3 rRNA genes are annotated in these 5,335 nt (G+C 55.8%); all 3 read right to left on the reverse strand.

The annotated features are described in order from the left end of the window. Positions 1-61: ribosomal RNA gene (gene rrf, locus ACFQZZ_RS33255) — 5S ribosomal RNA — on the reverse strand; the annotation flags it as partial. 125 nt (positions 62-186) lie between these two features. Beyond that, positions 187-3,324: ribosomal RNA gene (locus ACFQZZ_RS33260) — 23S ribosomal RNA — on the reverse strand. A 345-nt stretch (positions 3,325-3,669) separates the two neighbouring features. Continuing rightward, a 16S ribosomal RNA gene (locus ACFQZZ_RS33265) occupies positions 3,670-5,188 on the reverse strand. Positions 5,189-5,335 lie beyond the last annotated feature (147 nt).

Raw genomic sequence — 5,335 nt, forward strand, 5'->3', positions numbered from 1 at the left:
CAGGCTTAGCTTCCGGGTTCGGAATGGGACCGGGCGTTTCCCTGCCGCTATGGCCGCCGTAACTCTATGAAACTATCCACTCCGGAAACATCACCTGAATACCCCTTCGATATCGAGGGATTCAGGTGAGTCTCTGAAACGGTGTGTGTTGTTTCAGATACTGCACAGTGGACGCGTAGCTTCTTTGTTGGTAAGTCCTCGGCCGATTAGTACCAGTCACCTACACCCGTTACCGGGCTTCCAGTTCTGGCCTATCAACCCCATGGTCTGTGGGGGGCCTTAACCACTCGAAGGTGGTGAGAAACCTCATCTTGGAACAGGCTTCCCGCTTAGATGCTTTCAGCGGTTATCCCTTCCGAACGTAGCTAACCAGCAGTGCTCCTGGCGGAACAACTGGCACACCAGAGGTTCGTCCGTCCCGGTCCTCTCGTACTAGGGACAGCCTTCCTCAAGTTTCTGACGCGCGCGGCGGATAGAGACCGAACTGTCTCACGACGTTCTAAACCCAGCTCGCGTGCCGCTTTAATGGGCGAACAGCCCAACCCTTGGGACCTACTCCAGCCCCAGGATGCGACGAGCCGACATCGAGGTGCCAAACCATCCCGTCGATATGGACTCTTGGGGAAGATCAGCCTGTTATCCCCGGGGTACCTTTTATCCGTTGAGCGACACCGCTTCCACTTGCCGGTGCCGGATCACTAGTCCCGACTTTCGTCCCTGCTCGAGCTGTCGCTCTCACAGTCAAGCTCCCTTGTGCACTTGCACTCGACACCTGATTGCCAACCAGGCTGAGGGAACCTTTGGGCGCCTCCGTTACATTTTGGGAGGCAACCGCCCCAGTTAAACTACCCACCAGGCACTGTCCCTGAACCAGATCATGGTCCGAGGTTAGAGGTCCAATACGATCAGAGTGGTATTTCAACGATGACTCCACGAACACTGGCGTGCCCGCTTCACAGTCTCCCACCTATCCTACACAAACCGTACCGAACACCAATACCAAGCTATAGTGAAGGTCCCGGGGTCTTTTCGTCCTGCCGCGCGTAACGAGCATCTTTACTCGTAATGCAATTTCGCCGAGTCTGTGGTTGAGACAGCAGAGAAGTCGTTACGCCATTCGTGCAGGTCGGAACTTACCCGACAAGGAATTTCGCTACCTTAGGATGGTTATAGTTACCACCGCCGTTTACCGGGGCTTAAATTCTCAGCTTCGCGCCCGAAAGCGCTAACCGGTCCTCTTAACCTTCCGGCACCGGGCAGGCGTCAGTCCGTATACATCGTCTTACGACTTCGCACGGACCTGTGTTTTTAGTAAACAGTCGCTTCTCTCTGGTCTCTGCGACCACCACCAGCTCAGGAAGCAAGTTCCGTCACCAGCGTTGGTCCCCCTTCTCCCGAAGTTACGGGGGCATTTTGCCGAGTTCCTTAACCACAGTTCTCTCGATCGCCTTAGTATTCTCTACCTGACCACCTGTGTCGGTTTGGGGTACGGGCCGTGTATCAACTCACTAGAGGCTTTTCTCGGCAGCATAGGATCACTGAATTCGCCTCAATCGGCTACGCATCACCTCTCAGGCTATATGAGACACGGATTTGCCTATGTCTCGCCCTACAGGCTTACACCAGTACAACCACTGACTGGCCCAGCTACCTTCCTGCGTCACCCCATCGCTTGACTACTACCAGCCGGGGTCTCGTGCAGCCCCTCACTCGAGACCCGAAGGTCTTCTCGGAGGTTTTGGACAATTAGCACAACTGATTCATCATGGGCGCGGATACACGGGTACGGGAATATCAACCCGTTGTCCATCGACTACGCCTGTCGGCCTCGCCTTAGGTCCCGACTCACCCTGGGCGGATTAACCTGGCCCAGGAACCCTTGGTCATTCGGCGGACGAGTTTCTCACTCGTCTTTCGCTACTCATGCCTGCATTCTCACTCGCATGGCCTCCACAGCTGGATCACTCCGCTGCTTCCATGGCCACACGACGCTCCCCTACCCATCCGAACCACTGGACCCACCCCCGCAGGAATGAATCGGTGTATTGTTCGAATGCCGCGGCTTCGGCGGTGTACTTGAGCCCCGCTACATTGTCGGCGCAGGATCACTTGACCAGTGAGCTATTACGCACTCTTTCAAGGGTGGCTGCTTCTAAGCCAACCTCCTGGTTGTCTTCGCGACCCCACATCCTTTTCCACTTAGTACACGCTTAGGGGCCTTAGCCGGCGATCTGGGCTGTTTCCCTCTCGACTACGAAGCTTATCCCCCGCAGTCTCACTGCCGCGCTCTCACACACCGGCATTCGGAGTTTGGCTGATTTCGGTAAGCTTGTAGGCCCCCTAGACCATCCAGTAGCTCTACCTCCGGTGTGAAACACGCGACGCTGCACCTAAATGCATTTCGGGGAGAACCAGCTATCACGGAGTTTGATTGGCCTTTCACCCCTACCCACAGCTCATCCCCTCAGTTTTCAACCTAAGTGGGTTCGGGCCTCCACGACGTCTTACCGTCGCTTCACCCTGGCCATGGGTAGATCACTCCGCTTCGGGTCTAGAACATGCGACTGAAAACGCCCTATTCGGACTCGCTTTCGCTACGGCTACCCCACACGGGTTAACCTCGCCACATGCCACTAACTCGCAGGCTCATTCTTCAAAAGGCACGCCATCACCCACAGCCAACTAAATGACTCGCAGGCCCTGACGGATTGTAAGCGCACGGTTTCAGGTACTATTTCACTCCCCTCCCGGGGTACTTTTCACCTTTCCCTCACGGTACTAGTCCGCTATCGGTCACCAGGGAGTATTCAGGCTTACCGGGTGGTCCCGGCAGATTCACAGCAGATTTCACGGGCCCGCTGCTACTCGGGTACTCACTACAAGAGCCGTTGAGTTTTCGTCTACGGGATTATCACCCTCTACGACAGGCCGTTCCAGACCACTTCGACTAACACAACGGTTTCTTACTCTCGCTCCCTACGGCAGTAGAAAGAAAGTGAGCCCCACTACCCCACATACACAACCCCTGCCGGGTATCACATGTACATGGTTTAGCCTCATCCGCTTTCGCTCGCCACTACTCACGGAATCACTGTTGTTTTCTCTTCCTGTGGGTACTGAGATGTTTCACTTCCCCACGTTCCCTCCACACACCCTATATATTCAGATGCGGGTAACACGACATCACTCGTGCTGGGTTTCCCCATTCGGAAATCCTCGGATCTCAGCTCGGTTGACAGCTCCCCGAGGCTTATCGCAGCCTCCTACGTCCTTCATCGGCTCCTGGTGCCAAGGCATCCACCGTACGCTCTTAAACACTTACTAACAAAGATGCTCGCGTCCACTGTGCAGTTCTCAAACAACACACAAAACCTGGCTCCGATCACCACCATGCCCACCCAACCCGAAGGAAAGGCGCGGTCTGCGTAACCACCAGATCTTGTCGTTATCTTGCCTAAGAGGAAACACTCGCGTGTTCTCTCAGGACCCAACAGTGTGTCGATATATCAACCGCGGGATCAGCCACTCAGGACCGACCACAATGCGGGAGAGCTTGTCAGCGTTCCACCCATGAGCGTCCGCAGTCCTACATATGAGAACTAAACGGTCTCTGGCATCAGCGTTTACCATCCCCGACTACTCGGGGTGCGATGCAGAAGTGCTCCTTAGAAAGGAGGTGATCCAGCCGCACCTTCCGGTACGGCTACCTTGTTACGACTTCGTCCCAATCGCCAATCCCACCTTCGACGGCTCCCTCCCACAAGGGGTTAGGCCACCGGCTTCGGGTGTTACCGACTTTCATGACGTGACGGGCGGTGTGTACAAGGCCCGGGAACGTATTCACCGCAGCGTTGCTGATCTGCGATTACTAGCGACTCCAACTTCACGGGGTCGAGTTGCAGACCCCGATCCGAACTGAGACCGGCTTTAAGGGATTCGCTCCACCTCACGGTATCGCAGCCCTCTGTACCGGCCATTGTAGCATGTGTGAAGCCCTGGACATAAGGGGCATGATGACTTGACGTCGTCCCCACCTTCCTCCGAGTTGACCCCGGCAGTCTCTCACGAGTCCCCGCCATTACGCGCTGGCAACATAAGATAAGGGTTGCGCTCGTTGCGGGACTTAACCCAACATCTCACGACACGAGCTGACGACAGCCATGCACCACCTGTACACCGACCACAAGGGGGCCTACATCTCTGCAGGTTTCCGGTGTATGTCAAACCCAGGTAAGGTTCTTCGCGTTGCATCGAATTAATCCACATGCTCCGCCGCTTGTGCGGGCCCCCGTCAATTCCTTTGAGTTTTAGCCTTGCGGCCGTACTCCCCAGGCGGGGTACTTAATGCGTTAGCTACGGCACGGATCCCGTGGAAGGAAACCCACACCTAGTACCCACCGTTTACGGCGTGGACTACCAGGGTATCTAATCCTGTTCGCTACCCACGCTTTCGCTTCTCAGCGTCAGTTACTTCCCAGAGACCCGCCTTCGCCACCGGTGTTCCTCCTGATATCTGCGCATTTCACCGCTACACCAGGAATTCCAGTCTCCCCTGAAGTACTCTAGTCTGCCCGTATCGCCTGCAAGCTTAAGGTTGAGCCCCAAGTTTTCACAGAAGACGCGACAAACCGCCTACAAGCTCTTTACGCCCAGTAATTCCGGACAACGCTCGCACCCTACGTATTACCGCGGCTGCTGGCACGTAGTTGGCCGGTGCTTCTTCTACAGGTACCGTCACTTGCGCTTCGTCCCTGTCGAAAGAGGTTTACAACCCGAAGGCCGTCATCCCTCACGCGGCGTCGCTGCATCAGGCTTCCGCCCATTGTGCAATATTCCCCACTGCTGCCTCCCGTAGGAGTCTGGGCCGTGTCTCAGTCCCAGTGTGGCCGGTCACCCTCTCAGGTCGGCTACCCGTCGTCGCCTTGGTAGGCCGTTACCCCACCAACAAGCTGATAGGCCGCGGGCCCATCTCGCACCGATAAATCTTTCCACCCAAGGTCATGCAACCCAAGGTCATATCCGGTATTAGACCCAGTTTCCCAGGCTTATCCCGAAGTGCGAGGCAGATCACCCACGTGTTACTCACCCGTTCGCCGCTCGTGTACCCCGAAGGGCCTTACCGCTCGACTTGCATGTGTTAAGCACGCCGCCAGCGTTCGTCCTGAGCCAGGATCAAACTCTCCGTTGAAGACTCTTGAACCACCCCCGAAAGGGCGAATCAGAAGAATAACTAGAGTCCGAAAACCTAGCAAAACAAAACGCCAGCAAAAAAGATTTGCTGACTAAATGTCCAACCTCACCAACCGGGGGGTATGATAAGGCCGGAACCAATTCA

The organism is Nocardia sp. GCM10030253 (genome assembly GCF_042675075.1).
Taxonomy (GTDB): domain Bacteria; phylum Actinomycetota; class Actinomycetes; order Mycobacteriales; family Mycobacteriaceae; genus Nocardia.